The sequence below is a fragment of the Lysobacter capsici genome (assembly GCF_018732085.1).
Lineage (GTDB): Bacteria > Pseudomonadota > Gammaproteobacteria > Xanthomonadales > Xanthomonadaceae > Lysobacter > Lysobacter capsici_A.
Window position 1 is genome coordinate 5,204,269 of the sequence record NZ_CP076103.1, and the last position, 15,303, is coordinate 5,219,571.

A 15,303-nucleotide genomic window follows, 5' to 3' on the forward strand; every position below is an offset into this window, starting at 1 on the left:
CTTGTGCGCGGCCCTGGCCGTGTGGAGTTCCTGGGCCGGCGCGGTACAGGTCCACGATGCCTCCGCCACCGGCACCATCGGCTTCAACAGCGCCTCGACCAAGCCGTATCCGTCGACGCTGACCACGACCTATACGGTCACCGGCGCGAATCTCCAGATCGTCGCCAACAACGTGCCGATCACCACCCTCGGCGGCGCCACCGCGGCCATGTTCACGCCGAACGTGCCGACCACCACCACCGGCATCCAGCTGCAGACCGTCGGCGCGGCCTGCAACTTCGCCAGCAACGCCGCGACCACGGTCGCCTGCGCGAACATCGGCACCCTGACGATCGGCTTCAGCCGGCCGGTCACCAACCCGACCCTCCACTTCCTCGGCCTGGGCAGCGTGCGCAGCATCACCGGCGATACGGTCACCATCACCGCCGCCCGCCCCGTCCACGCGATCGCCAGCTCGGTCCCGGCCGGCGCGACCATGACCCTGCTGGGCGGCGCGGTGAACCTGCAGACCCTCGGCGGCGGCACCTCGCTGGACCTGGTCAACACGACCTACAACGGCACCAACTGCACCACCGTGGCGGCCCCGGCCACCCAGCTCGCCGGTTGCGGCAGCGTGCGCATCAACGGCACGGTGACCTCGGTGACGCTCAACGTCGGCATATCCGGCACCCGCAACGTCTTCAACGCCACCATCGGCAACGCGCTCGGCGACGACGGCTACATGGTCACCACCAGCGTCGACGAAGACTTCGGCGACGCCCCGGCCAGCTACGACGCGGTCGAAGCGGCCAGCCACATTCTCGACGGCATCCGCCTGGGCGGCAGCGTCGATGCCGACAACACCAACGTGTTCAACACCACGCCCGCGATCACCCCGAGCCCGAACGCGGTCGCCGCCGGCGCCGACAACAACGGCGCGACCGGCGACGGCGGCGACGAAGACGGCCTGACCACGCCGCTGGCGACCCTGCACACCGGCCTGATCGGCCAGGCTTACACGCTCACCCCGAGCCTGAGCGGCAGCACCGCCGCCGGCACGGTGTGCGGCTGGATCGACTTCAACCGCAACGGCGTGTTCGAGACCGCCGAAGGCGTATGCAACGCGGTCGCCAGCGGCGCCGCCAGCACCACGCTGAGCTGGACCGTGCCGATCGCGACCACCGCCGGCCGCAGCTACGTGCGTCTGCGCGCGAGCCAGGGCAGCCAGCTGACCGCCGCCACCCCGACCGGCCGCGTCGACAGCGGCGAGGTCGAGGACTACATGATCGAGATCAAGCCGGTGGTGCGGGTGATCAAGCAGCTCAATCCGACCGGCGCCACCGGCCGCTTCGACCTGGGCATCGGCGGCACCGCCTTCGCCATCGCCGCCGGCCACAACGGCACCACCAACTTCCGCACGCTGTATCACAACAGCGCCTCGGGAGCGCCCGACCTCACCGTCGCCCAGAACATCACCACCACCGCGATCACCACCACCGTCGTCGAAGTGCCGACCGCCGCGACCACCGCGCTGTACGTCAGCACCTACGCCTGCGTGAACGGCGCCGGCGCCACCGTCGCCACCGGCACCGGCACCAGCGTCAACATCACCTTGCCGGTGTCGGTGATCGGCGCGGCAGCCAACGGCCGGGCGCAGGCGGTCACCTGCACCTTCACCAACCGGCTGGGCACCAGCGCGCTGTCGATCACCAAGGCCGACGTGCCGACCACCTACACGCCCGGCGGCAGCAGCACCTACACGATCCGGGCCTGCAACGCGGCCGGCGCCGACCCGGCCGCGGGCGCGACCATCACCGACACCCTGCCCCCCGGCGTGACCCTGAGCGGCCCGTGGACCTGCGCCGGCACCGGCGGCGGCACCTGCTCGGCCCTCAGCGGCGGCGCGGCCGGCGGCAACACCGTGTCGCTCACCGCGACGGCCCTGCCGGCCGGCGGCTGCGTCAACATCACCGTGCCAGTGAACTTCAGCGCCAACCCCGCCGATTACTGATCCAGCGGGGCCCGACTGTAGGAGCTGCGTAAGCTGCGACCGCGACACCACGCTTGCGACGGCGGTTGCGGTGTCGCGGTCGCAGCTTGCGCAGCTCCCACTCCGTCGGACTTCGGGGCCGTGCCGACCGATGTCGGCGCACACGCGCGCACCGCGGATGACACTTGTCACGCAAAACCGCCGACTCCAGGGCTGACAGAAACTGACTTTCAGCAGGTTGGCGCGCGCCCTCCGCGACGGTCACACTAGGCGTCATCTGGCGTATCGGTTGAGACCATGAGTGCATCGGCTGACCTGTTGAAGGAACTGCGCATCGACCGCAACCGTCCGCCGGAACCTTCGGGTCGCCGCGGGCTGGTGATCGGCGCGGTCGCGCTGTTGCTGGTCGTGCTCGCGGTCGCCGCCTGGGCGCTGTTCGGCCGCGACACCGGCGCCAAGGTCCACACCGCCACGGTCACCGCGATCGGCGGCGGCAACGGCGCGAGCGCCTCGGTGCTCGACGCCACCGGCTACGTGGTCGCGCGGCGCATGGCCACGGTCTCGGCCAAGATCACCGGCAAGGTGCGCGAGGTGATGATCGAGGAAGGCCAGCGCGTCGAGGAAGGCCAGGTCATGGCCACGCTCGACCCGATCGACGCCAACGCCCAGCGCGAACTCACCGCCGCCCAGCTCGGCGCCGCGCAGAGCGACACCCAGCGCGTGCAGGCGCAGCTCAAGGAAGCCGAGGTCAACGCCACGCGCCTGTCCTCGCTGGTCAAACAGCAGCTGGTGTCGAAGTCGCAGTACGACCAGGCCGTCGCCAGCCGCGATTCGCTGCGCGCACAGCTGCTGACCGCGCAGCGCAACGTCAAGGTCGCCAGCGACAGCCTGCGCATCTCCGACCTGGGCGTGGACAACACCATCGTGCGCGCGCCGTTCTCCGGCGTGGTCACCGCCAAGGCCGCGCAACCGGGCGAGATCGTTTCGCCGCTGTCGGCCGGCGGCGGCTTCACCCGCACCGGTATCGGCACCATCGTCGACATGGATTCGCTCGAGATCGAAGTCGACGTCGGCGAAGCCTTCATCGGCCGGGTCCAGCCCAGGATGCCGGTCGAGGCGGTGCTCAACGCTTACCCCGACTGGAAGATCCCGGCCGAAGTGATCGCGATCATTCCCACCGCCGACCGCGGCAAGGCCACGGTCAAGGTGCGCATCGCGATCAAGACCCGCGACGCGCGCATCGTCCCGGACATGGGCGTGCGGGTGAGCTTCCTGGAAGCGGCCAAGCCCGACCAGCCCAAGCAGGCCAAACCCAGCGCGATGATCCCGGCCAACGCGCTGGCCCAGCGCGAGGGCAAGGACGTGGCCTTCGTGGTCAACGACGACAAGGTCGCGCAGACCGCGGTGAGCCTGGGCCGCAAGCTCGGCGAGGATCGCGAAGTGACCGCCGGCCTGAGCGGCGGCGAGACCGTCGTGCTCGATCCGCCCGATTCGCTGAAAGACGGATCGCGCGTGCGTGTCGAAAACGACGACGCCGATTCGTCGAAGTAACGCAAGGTCGAAGTAACGCAACCGGGCGATCACCGCGCCCGACGCGCGCACCGCCACGATCACCACGGCCGCCACCCAAGCGGCCGTGCCGGACTTCCGAACCGGCCGCCCCGCGCGGCCGCTGTACCGATCTGCGACCCGCGCGCGGCGCGTGTTGGTTCCTTTCACCGCAATCCCAACGCTTGAGGACGTCGAAGATGGACACCCTGGTTTCGATCAAACACCTCACCAAGACTTATCAGCGCGGCCCGGAAAAGGTCGAAGTACTGCACGGCATCAACCTGGACATCGCCAAGGGCGATTTCGTCGCGCTGATGGGCCCGTCGGGTTCGGGCAAGAGCACGCTGCTCAACCTGATCGGCGGACTGGACAATCCCACCGGCGGCGAAATCACCATCGAAGGCGAGCGCATCGATCGCCTCAGCGCCGGCCAGTTGTCGCAGTGGCGCAGCCGCCATGTCGGCTTCGTATTCCAGTTCTACAACCTGATGCCGGCCCTGACCGCGCAACGCAACGTCGAACTGCCGCTGCTGCTGTCGCCGTTGAACGGCGCCCAGCGCAAGCGCAACGCCGAAATCGCCCTGACCCTGGTCGGCCTGGCCGACCGCCGCAGCCACCGCCCGAACGAACTGTCCGGCGGCCAGCAGCAGCGCGTGGCGATCGCGCGCGCGATCGTGTCCGACCCGACCTTGCTGATCTGCGACGAACCCACCGGCGATCTGGACCGGCACGCGGCCGAGGAAATCCTCAACTTGCTGCAACTGCTCAACCGCGAACACGGCAAGACCATCGTCATGGTGACCCACGACCCCAAGGCCGCCGAGTACGCCACCCACACCCTGCACCTCGACAAGGGCACCCTGGTCGAGCAGCAGTCGCACGCGGCATGAGTCGGGAGCGGCCATCATGAAATATTTCCATCTGATCTGGGCCGAGCTGATGCGGCGCAAGACGCGCACGGCGCTGACCTTGCTGTCGATCATCGCCGCGTTCCTGCTGTTCGGCCTGCTCGACGGCGTGCGCGAAAGCTTCGAGCAAGCCGGCAACAGCGCCAACGGCGCCAAGCGGCTGCAGACCGGCTCGCGCCTGTCGTTCATCCAGCAACTGCCGATGTCGCTCAACGACCGCATCGCGCAGGTTCCCGGCGTCAAGCAGGTCACCTATGCGAACTGGTTCGGCGGCGCCTACCAAGACCCGCACAACCAGATTTTCAGCTTCGGCGTGGCCGACAACTATCTGGATCTGTATCCGGAAATGGCCGTGTCCGCCGCGCACCGCAAGGCGTTCGCCGCCACCCGCACCGGCGTGCTGGTCGGCGAAGGGCTGATGAAGCGCTTCAACTGGAAAGTCGGACAGAAACTGCCGCTGCAGTCGACGATCTTCACCAGCAGCGACGGCACCAAGAACTGGAGCTTCGACATCGTCGGCACGCTCGCGGCCACCGACAAGAAGTCCGGCGGCTGGTTCGACCAGATGATCCTGCTGCACTGGAAGTACTTCGACGATTCCACGCCCTACAACCGCGGCCAGGTCGGCTGGTACGTGACCGAGGTCAACGACGTGAACCAGAGCGACCGCGTGGCCAAGGCCATCGACGCGATCTCGGCCAATTCCGATCACGAGACCAAGACCCAGACCGAAGCGGCGGCGACCGCGAGCTGGATGAAGCAGATGGCCGACGTCGGCCTGATCGTCGGCTCGATCATGGGCGCGGTGTTCTTCACCCTGGTGCTGCTGACCGGCAACACCATGGCCCAGGCGGTGCGCGAACGCACCTCCGAACTCGCCGTGCTCAAGACCATCGGCTTCCCCGACCGCAGCGTGCTGTTGCTGGTGCTGGCCGAATCGGTGTTGCTGCTGTTGTTGGGCGGCACGATCGGCGTGGCCATGGCCGATGGACTCGGCCCGATCGTCAACGCCGGCAGCAACGGCGCGATCAACGTGCCGCCGATCCGTTGGCACAGTTGGTCGGTGGCGTTGATGCTGATGGTCGGCATCGGCCTGTTGGTCGGCCTCTTGCCGGCGATCCGCGCCATGCGCTTGAACATCGTCGATGCATTGGCCGGACGCTAACGGAGAGCGCACATGAAAAAGTTCCTATCGTTCTTACGCGGCCTGCTGACCTTCGCGGCCCTGGCCGCCGGCCTGGTGGCCTGGGCGCTCGCGCCGTGGCCGGTGTTGCTCGGCCTCGCCGTCGCGTTCGCCTTGTGGATGCTGCTCACGCGCAGCGGCCAGCAAGCCGCGTCGGTGGCGGGCGTCGGCATCAGCACGCTGAGCCAGCGTGCGGGTTCCTCGTCGGTGGTGGTGATCGGCATCGCCGGCGTGGTCGCGGTGCTGGTGGCGATGCTGTCGATGGCCGAGGGCTACAGGGAAACGCTCGCGCGCACCGGCAGCGACGACACCGCGATGGTGCTGCGCGGCGCGTCCGCGGCCGAGGTGATGTCGACCCTCGACCTGGCCAGCATCAACGTCATCGAACAGGCGCCCGGCATCGCCCGCGACGCCGACGGCCGGCCGCTGGCCTCGCCGGAAACGGTGGTCGCGGCGAACCTGCCGATCAAGGGCGGCAAGCCCGACGAAGACGGCAGCGTGCAGTTGCGCGGGGTCGGCGATCGCGCCTGGCAGGTGCGGCCGCAGATCAAGATCGTGCAGGGCCGCAAGTTCGAGACCGGCAAGCGCGAAGTGGTGGTCGGCAGCGGCGCGCAACGTCAGTTCGCGGGCATGGAGGTCGGCAAGCAGATCCGCCTGGGCAGCGAGCAGTGGGCCGTGGTCGGCATCTTCAAATCCGGCGACGCCACCGATTCGGAAGTGTGGGCCGACGCCGACATGGTCGCGTCCACCTACCGCCGCGGCGCCTCGCGCAACGCAGTCATCGCCAAGCTCAGCGACGCCAAGCAGTTCAAGGCGTTCAAAGCCGCGCTGGCCGGCGACCCGCGGCTGCAGGTCGACACCACCACCACCGCGGAGTACTTCGCCAAGCAATCCGAAGCGATGACCAAGGTGATCCGCATCATCGGCATCGTGGTCGGTTCGATCATGGCGATCGGCGCGGTGTTCGGCGCGCTCAACACCATGTTCGCCACCGTCGCCACCCGCGCGCGCGAGATCGCGACCCTGCGCGCGATCGGCTTCCGCGGTTTGCCGGTGGTGGTCGCGGTGATGCTGGAAACGATGCTGCTGGCCTTGCTCGGCGGTTTGATCGGCGGCGCGTTGGCCTGGGTGATCTTCAACGGCTACACCGCCTCGACCATCGCCGGCGGCGTGGGTCAGCTGACCTTCGACTTCCGCGTCACCGGCCAGTTGCTGTGGAGCGGCCTGAAGTGGGCGCTGGCGATCGGCTTCGTCGGCGGCCTATTCCCGGCGCTGCGTGCGGCGACCTTGCCGGTGACTTCGGCGCTGCGCGCTTTGTAGGGGCTTGCGCGACTATTGATCGGCACGGCAAAGCCCCCTTCGCGAGAAGGGGGCTTTTGTTTTATGGGGTTGATGCGGTGGGGAGCAAAAGCCAAAGCAAATCCCCCCTGCCCCCCTTTTGAAAAGGGGGGGAGGCTTCGGTCGAGGTGAGGCAAGTTGGTGACCACATCGGGTCACGATCAAGAAGGCGGCACGAGTCGCTTCTTGATAAGTCAGGCGAAGACTGACGAATGCTGCGATCAGCAACAGCAACAGCAACAGCAACACACTGCAACTCCCCGAAGCAACGCACACCCACCCCTCCCATCAAAACCAACCCGGAGGAGTTCCCCCCCCTTTGAAAAAGGGGGGCCAGGGGGGATTTGCTTTTGCTTTTGCCTTTTGCTCCTACCCGTCCCCGTAAAACCTCAAACCGCAGCCGCCGCCATCCGCCGCGACCGCAGTAACCCTTCGCTGGCGAACACCGCCAACCCGATCCAGATGATCACGAACCCGATCGCACGCTCGGCATTGAACGGCTCGCGCAAAATCAACACGCCGATCAAGAACTGCAAGGTCGGCGCAACGTACTGCAACAAGCCGATCGCGGTCAGCGACACCCGCCGCACCGCATAAGCGAACCCGATCAGCGGCAACGCGGTGAGCGCACCGGCGATCACCAGCAGCACATCGGTACCCCAACCCCAGCCGCCGACGAAACCGCCTTGCCCGTGGGTCTCGCCCCACAGCATCAGCGCCAGCGCCGGCGCGAACAGGTAGACGTTCTCCACCCCCAGGCCGGTCACCGCTTCGACCGCGACCAGCTTGCGCACCAGACCGTACACCGCGAACGACACCGCCAGGCCGAGCGCGATCAACGGCGGCCGGCCGTACTGGAAGGTCAGCCACAGCACGCCGGCGAAGGCCAGCGCGATCGCCACCCACTGCACCGCGCGCAGGCGTTCGCCGAGGAACAGCACGCCGAGCATCACGCTGACCAGCGGCCCGATGAAATACCCCAGGCTGGTCTCGATCACGTGGCCGGCGTTGACCGCCCAGATGTACAGACCCCAGTTGAACGCGATCAGCACGCCGCTGAGCGCGAGCATCGCGGCCTTGCGCGGTTCGCGCAGGATGTCGCGCAACCAGTGGCGGCCGAATTTCCAGCACAGCCACGCGGTGACCAGCAAAGTGCTCCAGACGATGCGATGGGCGACGATCTGCAGCGACGGCACCGCGTTGAGCAGATGCCAGTACAGCGGCATCAGGCCCCACAGCACGAAGGACGCGACCGCGATCCACAGCCCGCGGCGGTCGGTCGGGGGGCTCATGCGCGTTTCTCCAGATCGGTTGCGGCTTCAGTCAATGCCGGTTCGCGCGGCTCGAGCGCGGCCACCGGGCCGATCGCCGGCGCCGCGGCCGGCACCGCCTTGCCCGCGCGCGCCTTGGCCAGGGTGATGATGCCCACGCCGACCAGGATCACCGCCATCGCGCCCAGGTCGTGCGAGGTGAAACGCTCGCCGGCCAGCAGCGCGCCGAACAGCACCGCGATCGGCGGGTTGACGTAGGCATAGCTGGTCGCCAGCGCCGGACGCACGTGGTGCAGCAGCCAGATGTAGGCGGTGAAGCCGAAGATCGAACCGGCCACGACCAAGTACAGCAACGCGGCGGTGGCGCCGAAGGTCGGCATCGTGGTGATGCGTTCGCCGGTGACCGTGGCCGCGCCGAGCATCCACACGCTGCCGGTCAGCATCTGCGCGCTGGCGGCCATGAACGGCGACGGCAGGTCCTGGTCGCGGCTCCAGATCGAGCCCCAGGCCCAGGCGATCGGCGCGACGATCAGGCACACCAGGCCGAGCGTGGACGCCGACAGCTTGCCGCCGGCGTTGAGCCAGATGACCCCGAGAAAACCGATCGCCAGGCCGATCCATTCGACCTTCGAAGGATGCCGTCCGCGCAGCATCGCGAACACGCCGGCGAACAGCGGCATCGAGGCGACCGCGATCGCGGCCAGACCCGAATCGACCTGGGTCTCGGCCAGGTTCACCAGGCCGTTGGACAGCAGCACCATCCAGATCGACAGCACCCACAAGGTGCGCCATTGCCTGCGCGTCGGCGCCGGCACGCCGCGCCAGCGCAGCACCGCGTACATGATGACGCCGGCCAGGAACATGCGCGCCGCGCCGAGCAGGAACGGCGGATAGCTGTGCAGTGCGAAGCGGATGCCGAGGTAGGTCGACCCCCACAGCACATACACCGAGCCCAGGGCGAGCGCGACGGCGAGCGCGCTGGGCGCGTGGGATTGAGAAGACGAAGGAGCGGCGCTCATGACGCGGGTACTCGGGGGAGAGAACGGCGGAGAGAGAAAAGGAACAGCTTGGCGCGAACGCGGGAAAAACAGCAGCGAGAAAAACTTGAGTCAGCCTTTAATCATTCGCGGGGTCGGGCGATCGCGACGCTGCCCGCGACGTCGTTCGCCGCGCTCCCTGCGGGTGGTTGCAGACGCAAACCGCGCAGCCGGACGATGCGAACCCGACGACGGATGCAATGGGTCGTCCGTGAGGTCGTGCCCCGTGCACCGTGCCATCGCGGCACGGCCGCGACGAGCCGAACAACCCAAACGATCAATCAATCGACACAGCGCGATCCGCCGGCGCTGCTCACGCCACGACCCCCACCCCACTCCCGGGCGCTCACGACGACGCGGCGCCCTTCATCACGGATGCGGCCCGTAACGCGACACCGAGGTGCGACGACTGCCGACATCGCGGCGGCGCGGATCGTCGAACACGTCGATCACCACGAAACCGGCCTTGCGCATCATCCCGGCCGAGCCCTCGTTCTCCTCGTGGCGCTCGACATAGATCTCGGTCAATCCCATCTGCAGCAGCCGCCCCACCGCCGCCTTGAGCAGCCGGGTGCCCAGGCCCTGGCCGCGATGCGCGCGATGCACCACGACCTCGCCGACATGGCCTTGCCATTCGATCTCGCGACCGTCGGGCTGATAGCGGTGGAACGCGTCGCTCGGCTCGAATGTGACGACAGCCACGATTTCGCCTTCATGCAGCGCGACGATCGCCTGCGTGCGGCCGAGCCGGATCGCCGACAAGTGCGCGGCCAGCTCGACGTCGGGCAGGAAATTCCAGGGATTGGGGCCATGCTCGCGGATCAGCGCGAGAATCTCGCCGATCTGTTCGGGCACGGCGGCTTGCGTCACGTACCGGGACATCCCGGGGGCGTCCGTATGTAAGGGGTTGGGGGAGCGAACCCACACATAAAAATTCTTCGTGCGGTGGGATCAAGAATAGCGTATCGATGTCATTCAAATTACGGTTGAATTATTGCCCGTACAGACGCAAAAATCTTGCATGAATGGTAGCCCCCTGGTTTTGGACGAGTTCGACCACAAGTTGCTCGAACTGTTGCAGCAAGACGCCTCGGTGACCCTGAGCGAACTGGGCGAGGCCGTGGGCCTGTCGCCCAGCGCGGTGCAGCGGCGCATGACCCGTTACCGCCAGGACGGCCTGATGCGGCAGGTGGCGGTGCTCGACCCCCTGGCGCTGGGCAGCACCCTGGCCGCGGTGTGGGTGACGATGGAGCGCGAGTCGGCCGAGGGCAACGCCGCCTTCCACGCTCGCGTGCGCGCCGCGCCCGAAGTCCAGCAGTGCTACACCCTGGCCGGCGAGTGGGACTACCTGGTGATCCTGGCCACCACCGGCGTCGCGCATTGCCGGCAGGTGGTCGACCGCTTGTTCCTCGACGAAGGCAACGTCAAGCGCTACGACACCCACCTGGTGTTCGACGTGGTCAAGCATGGGCTGGAGCTGCCGACCCGGGATGCGCCGCGGGCGACGCGCAAGCGGCGCGGGTGAGGCATGACGGTTGCGGCCATGTGGCTTGAACGGCTCGCATCGGCCCGGTCGGCGTCCACTCCGCCGGCTACTTGCCCGGCGGGATGACGGACGAGGACCGTGTGGATGCGTCGCCGCAGGCGCGCGATCCCCGGCACTCGCTGCTTTACCCCGTGCGTGGGCGGGTCCAGGATGGGCGGCGTCGCACCGCGGGCCGAAGCACGCGGGCCGCTTCGCACTCATGATCGGAGGGAGTCGGGCATGTTCAGGAAGGGCGCGGATGAAAGCGGGTCGCGCATATTCAAGAAGAGCGCGGATGGAAAAAGCGAGTCGCGGATATTCAAGAAGAGCGTGGATGGAAAAAGCGAGTCGAGCATGTTCAAGAAGGGCGCGGAGAAAAAAAGCGTCTGGGGCATATCCGACCCGCTGAAGCGGAAGTTTCTCGCCGGATTGAGCATCGGGATCGTCATCGGCGTGCCCATCGGCCGCTGGCTGGCCACCCTGTCGTAAGAGCGCGGTGTCGCCATCGCTGCATCGAACCCGGGGAGCGCCTCGCGACGTTCGCTCCGACGCAGCCGGCAGCACGTTCTAGCCGAGCCCGTTGCGTGTGCCGTTGCCATCGCCGCATCGAAACTACCGGCAACGCGACCTGCTTGCGCGCGATCGCCGGGTACGGCTTGCCGCCAGCGACGTCGGCGTTAGTTCAAGCCGCTTGCTCACGCTGCAACAACTTCTCCTTGAGCGGCAGACCCCAGCGATAGCCGCCCAGCGAACCATCGCCACGCACCACCCGATGACACGGCACCACCACCGCCACGCGATTGTTCGCGCAGGCCTGCGCCACCGCGCGCGCGCCGCGCGGCGAACCGACCTGCTGCGCGATCTGCTCGTAGCTGCGGGTCTGCCCCGGCGGAATCTTCATCAGCGCGTCCCAGACTTTTTTCTGGAAGGCGGTGCCGATCAGGTCCACCGCCACGGTTTCGCGCTTGCCGCCGAGGGTTTGCGCGACCGCGCGCACGCGCGGCGCCAGGAATTCGTCGCGGCCGGCGTCGACGCGCTCCAGCGTGGCCTGCGGGAATTCGCTGTGCAGCTTGGCCTGCAAGGCCTGCGCATCGTCGCCGAGCTCGACCATGCAGATGCCACGCGCGGTGGTCGCGACCAGCGCGGTGCCTAATTCGGTCTGGGTCAGGCTCCAGCGGATCTGTTCGCCGGCGCCGCCGGCGCGGTAACGCGCCGGGGTCATGCCCAGGCGCGCCGCGCCGCTTTCGTACACGCGCGAGGGCGAGCCATAGCCGGCGTCGTACAGCGCCGCGCTGACGTCGCTGCCTTCGCGCAGCGCCGAACGCAGGCTGCCGAGCTTGCGCTGGGCGAGGTATTCGGCCGGGCTCAGGCCGAAGCGCGCGCTGAAGCGGCGCTGCAGGTGCGAGGGGCTCAGGCCGACCGCCTCGGCCAGTTCGGTCAGCGACGGCTCGCCGGCTTCCAGCAAGACGCGGGCCTGTTCGAGCTTGTCCGGGGCAGGTGTATGGGCAACCGGCTTATCGGTGACAGCGCCGGTCTCGGGCTTGCGGATGTGGGTTTTGGCGTTCATGGCGCAAGACTAGGCTTCATGCCGGGGGCTCGCTATCCGCATCTTGCCTGCGGCGGGGTCGGATTTTGAGGGCTGATTCAGGTCGGATTTTGCGCTGGAGCTTGGTCCGCAGACGGATCATGGCCGTGTGAGCGAAGAAGACTCAGACCCTTGCAGACGGTGACCCTGGGTCGGACAGCGGTCCTCCTCTTCGTGGCTCCGAGGTCTTTTGTGGGAGGGGCTTCAGCCCCGACGCTTTTCGATCAGTTGAAGCAGTTCATCGCAGCGGAACGAAAAGCATCGGGGCTGAAGCCCCTCCCACAAGACCTCGCGGATTTCGCGGCGGCTTTGAGGGCATTCGCATTGGTTACAGCGGCAGTTGTTGATTGGCTGCGGCCATGCAGGCACCGACACCACTGGTTGACTCAGAACGACCTGGCTTAGCGCAGCCCCTGCCCGCAGCGCACACGCCCGTTCCCACAAAAAGAAAGCGCGCCCTCAAGGCGCGCTTTCGGTCGAACACTTACGAAACCCGCCTCAGTCGGCCCAATGCCCCGGCGCGGTCGCGGTCGGCAGCACCTGCGCCGACAGCTTGCGGTCGGCGTTGAGCAGGCGCACCGCGTCGGCCAGGATCGCCGCCGATTCGCGCAGCAACGGGTCCGGACGCTTCTCGGCGAGCTTCTCGCGCGCCGCGTCCTTGGCAATGTCGCGCTCGGACGCGGCCAGGCCGTCGTCGTTGGAATCGTCGCCCAGCGGGTCCAGGTCCAGGCCCAGCTGCTTGCGCTCGGCCTGACGCTGCTTGCGCTTGCCGTCTTCGCGATCGCGCTCGGCGCGGCGCTCGCCCTCGTTGAGCGAGATCCACTTCTTGGCGCGCTCCTCGCGGAACTCGGCCACGTCCTGCGACCACCACTGGAATTCCTTGTCGCCGACGATGCGGCTGCTGTGCAGGGATTCCAGCTTCGGCAGCAGCGGCGCGAAATTGCCGTAGCTGGTGTGCGGGACGGCCGCGATCTTGGTCCACGGCAGCGCGTTGTCGTAGGTGCTCTCGCCGTACTCGGTCGCGTCGACCGACACCGGGAAGGCGATGTCGGGCACCACGCCCTTGTGCTGGGTCGAACCGCCGCTGACGCGGAAGAACTGGGCGATGGTCAGCTTGACCTGGCCGAAGCGCGGGCCTTCGTTGGCCGGCCAGCGGTCGAGGTCGGCCAGGTTCTGCACCGTGCCCTTGCCGAAGGTGGTTTCGCCGATCACCAGGCCACGTCCGTAGTCCTGGATGGCACCAGCGAAAATCTCGGAGGCCGACGCCGAACCGCGGTTGATCAACACCGCCAGCGGACCTTCCCAGGCGATGCCCGAATCGGTGTCGCTGTCGACCTGGACCCGGCCGCCGGCTTCGCGCACCTGCACCACCGGGCCGCGATCGATGAACAGACCGGTCAGCTCGACCGCTTCGTTGAGCGAACCGCCGCCGTTGTTGCGCAGGTCCAGCACCACGCCGTCGACCTTGTCGGCGCGCAGCTTGGTCAGCAGCTTGGCGACGTCGCGGGTGGCCGAGGCGTAATCGTTGGCGTTCTTGCGGCGGCCTTCGAAGTCCTGATAGAAGCCCGGCAGCTTGATCACGCCGATGCGCTTGGCCGGCGCGCCGTCGGCCGGCGGCACGTTGATGATCTCGGACTTGGCGGCCTGGTCTTCCAGACGCACCTTGTCGCGCACCAGCACGATCCGGTTGGGCTTGCTGTCCAGGCCGGCTTCGGCCGGGATCATGTCCAGGCGCACCTTGGTGCCCTTGGCGCCGCGGATCTTGGCGACCACGTCGTCGATGCGCCAGCCGATCACATCGTCCATCGCGCCGCTTTCGCCCTGGCCCACGCCGACGATGCGGTCGCCGGGCTTGAGCAGGCTGCTGCGCGCGGCCGGACCGCCGGGGATCACTTCGCGGATCGCGACCACGTCGTCCTGCTTCTGCAACAGCGCGCCGATGCCGTCGAGCGACAGCGACATGGTCATGTTGAAGTTTTCCGCCGACTTCGGCGTGAGGTAGTCGGTGTGCGGATCGATCGCGTTGGCGTAGCTGTTGACGAAAGTCTGGAACAGGTCCTCGCCCTTGATCTCGCCGATGCCCTTGGCGAGGTTGGCGTAACGCTTGTCCAGGGTCTTGGCGATGTCGTCGTTCTTCTTGCCGGCCAGCTTCAGGCGCAGCCAGTCGTTGCGCACCGACTGCTTCCACAACGCGTCCAGCGCCGCCGTGTCGGCGACCCAGGGCGCGTCCTTGCGGTCGTAGTCGTAGCGGTCCTTGCCGGTGAAATCGAAATTGGCCGGCTGCTTGAGCAGGCCGCGCGCGTAGGCGACGCGTTCGTCGACGCGCTGCTTGTAGGCGGCGAAGATCGTGTACGCGGGCGACAGGTCGCCGCTCTTGATCGCGTCGTCGAGCTTGGTCTTGTAGACATCGAACTTGGCGATGTCGGCGGCAGTGAAGAACTGCTTGCCGGCGTCGAGCGATTCGAGGTAGCGCTTGTACATGTCGGCCGACAGCGCATCGTCGAGCGCGCGCGGCCGGTAGGCGTAGCGGCTGTCGGACAGCAGGCCGTAAACCATCTGCGCGGCCGTCGACTGGTCGGCGGTGGGCGCATTGGGCAAACCGCCCGCGCCGGCGGCGTCGGGTCGCGCCAACAGCGCCAGCGGCGCGGTCAGCAGGAGGCCTGCAAGCAGGGTCAGGGTACGCGTGTTCTTGAGGGTCATCGCGGAGTCTTCCCGGCGGGGGTGCCGGATCTGTGCAGCGGCTAGAGGATGTAGCGGCTTTCGACCGGTCCACAGTGCCGAAAGTTGCCTGTGCTGTCACGCCACCGCGCGAAATAACCTGTTGCGGGCATGAATCTGGTTCAGGTTGACGCCCGCGGACGTTAGCCGGGCGTTAGAACGGCGGGATCGGGCATGGATCGGCGACGCTTGTCGGTCACGTTTGCCGGCCGGGCAGT

11 protein-coding genes and 1 pseudogene are annotated in these 15,303 nt (G+C 67.5%); 7 read left to right on the forward strand and 5 right to left on the reverse strand.

Going from position 1 to position 15,303, the window contains the following annotated elements; all coding sequences use genetic code 11:
• Position 1 precedes the first annotated feature (1 nt).
• From KME82_RS21730 to KME82_RS21750, 5 genes are all read left to right on the forward strand, one after another.
• A complete protein-coding gene (locus tag KME82_RS21730) occupies positions 2 to 1,990 on the forward strand; it encodes a GEVED domain-containing protein (RefSeq protein ID WP_215495858.1) in 1,989 nt (662 codons plus the stop codon).
• 276 nt (positions 1,991 to 2,266) lie between these two features.
• Positions 2,267 to 3,520 carry an efflux RND transporter periplasmic adaptor subunit gene (locus KME82_RS21735; protein WP_215495859.1) on the forward strand — a complete coding sequence of 418 codons (1,254 nt, stop codon included), beginning with the start codon at positions 2,267 to 2,269 and terminating at the stop codon, positions 3,518 to 3,520.
• A 197-nt stretch (positions 3,521 to 3,717) separates the two neighbouring features.
• Positions 3,718 to 4,410: an ABC transporter ATP-binding protein gene (locus KME82_RS21740; protein ID WP_215495860.1), complete on the forward strand. Its 693-nt coding sequence runs from the start codon at positions 3,718 to 3,720 to the stop codon at positions 4,408 to 4,410.
• Between the two features lie 16 nt (positions 4,411 to 4,426).
• A complete protein-coding gene (locus KME82_RS21745; RefSeq protein WP_215495861.1) occupies positions 4,427 to 5,593 on the forward strand; it encodes an ABC transporter permease in 1,167 nt (388 codons plus the stop codon).
• A gap of 12 nt (positions 5,594 to 5,605) precedes the next feature.
• Positions 5,606 to 6,931: an ABC transporter permease gene (locus KME82_RS21750; protein WP_215495862.1), complete on the forward strand. Its 1,326-nt coding sequence runs from the start codon at positions 5,606 to 5,608 to the stop codon at positions 6,929 to 6,931.
• A gap of 407 nt (positions 6,932 to 7,338) precedes the next feature.
• On the opposite strand, the gene rarD is transcribed toward KME82_RS21750, so the two are convergent.
• From rarD to KME82_RS21765, 3 genes and pseudogenes are all read right to left on the reverse strand, one after another.
• Positions 7,339 to 8,241 carry an EamA family transporter RarD gene (gene rarD / locus KME82_RS21755; protein WP_215495863.1) on the reverse strand — a complete coding sequence of 301 codons (903 nt, stop codon included), beginning with the start codon at positions 8,239 to 8,241 and terminating at the stop codon, positions 7,339 to 7,341.
• A 107-nt stretch (positions 8,242 to 8,348) separates the two neighbouring features.
• Positions 8,349 to 9,239: pseudogene (yedA, locus tag KME82_RS21760) on the reverse strand (drug/metabolite exporter YedA); the annotation flags it as partial.
• Between the two features lie 387 nt (positions 9,240 to 9,626).
• Positions 9,627 to 10,127: a GNAT family N-acetyltransferase gene (locus KME82_RS21765; protein ID WP_215495865.1), complete on the reverse strand. Its 501-nt coding sequence runs from the start codon at positions 10,125 to 10,127 to the stop codon at positions 9,627 to 9,629.
• Positions 10,128 to 10,278: 151 nt separating this feature from the next.
• Between KME82_RS21765 and KME82_RS21770 the strand changes: the two genes are divergently transcribed.
• Together KME82_RS21770 and KME82_RS21775 are read left to right on the forward strand one after the other, a co-directional pair.
• On the forward strand, positions 10,279 to 10,782 hold the full coding sequence (locus KME82_RS21770; protein ID WP_036106319.1) for an Lrp/AsnC family transcriptional regulator: 504 nt from the start codon (positions 10,279 to 10,281) through the stop codon (positions 10,780 to 10,782).
• Positions 10,783 to 11,022: 240 nt separating this feature from the next.
• Positions 11,023 to 11,271, forward strand: a complete 249-nt coding sequence (locus KME82_RS21775) for a hypothetical protein (RefSeq protein ID WP_215495866.1) — start codon at positions 11,023 to 11,025, stop codon at positions 11,269 to 11,271.
• Between the two features lie 193 nt (positions 11,272 to 11,464).
• Here KME82_RS21775 and KME82_RS21780 read toward each other — a convergent pair whose 3' ends face one another.
• Both KME82_RS21780 and KME82_RS21785 read right to left on the reverse strand, forming a co-directional pair.
• The gene (locus KME82_RS21780; RefSeq protein ID WP_215495867.1) at positions 11,465 to 12,349 is read right to left on the reverse strand and encodes a methylated-DNA--[protein]-cysteine S-methyltransferase; all 885 of its coding nucleotides are present in this window, start codon (positions 12,347 to 12,349) and stop codon (positions 11,465 to 11,467) included.
• Positions 12,350 to 12,865: 516 nt separating this feature from the next.
• On the reverse strand, positions 12,866 to 15,067 hold the full coding sequence (locus KME82_RS21785) for a carboxy terminal-processing peptidase (RefSeq protein WP_215495868.1): 2,202 nt from the start codon (positions 15,065 to 15,067) through the stop codon (positions 12,866 to 12,868).
• Between the last annotated feature and the right edge of the window lie 236 nt (positions 15,068 to 15,303).

Coding starts and splice junctions, on each gene's coding strand:
- KME82_RS21735 (WP_215495859.1), top strand. CDS start 2,267: ATGAGTGCATCGGCTGACCTGTTGAAGGAACTGCGCATCGACCGCAAC.
- KME82_RS21740 (WP_215495860.1), top strand. CDS start 3,718: ATGGACACCCTGGTTTCGATCAAACACCTCACCAAGACTTATCAGCGC.
- KME82_RS21745 (WP_215495861.1), top strand. CDS start 4,427: ATGAAATATTTCCATCTGATCTGGGCCGAGCTGATGCGGCGCAAGACG.
- KME82_RS21750 (WP_215495862.1), top strand. CDS start 5,606: ATGAAAAAGTTCCTATCGTTCTTACGCGGCCTGCTGACCTTCGCGGCC.
- rarD (WP_215495863.1), bottom strand. CDS start 8,241: ATGAGCCCCCCGACCGACCGCCGCGGGCTGTGGATCGCGGTCGCGTCC.
- KME82_RS21770 (WP_036106319.1), top strand. CDS start 10,279: ATGAATGGTAGCCCCCTGGTTTTGGACGAGTTCGACCACAAGTTGCTC.
- KME82_RS21775 (WP_215495866.1), top strand. CDS start 11,023: ATGTTCAGGAAGGGCGCGGATGAAAGCGGGTCGCGCATATTCAAGAAG.
- KME82_RS21780 (WP_215495867.1), bottom strand. CDS start 12,349: ATGAACGCCAAAACCCACATCCGCAAGCCCGAGACCGGCGCTGTCACC.
- KME82_RS21785 (WP_215495868.1), bottom strand. CDS start 15,067: ATGACCCTCAAGAACACGCGTACCCTGACCCTGCTTGCAGGCCTCCTG.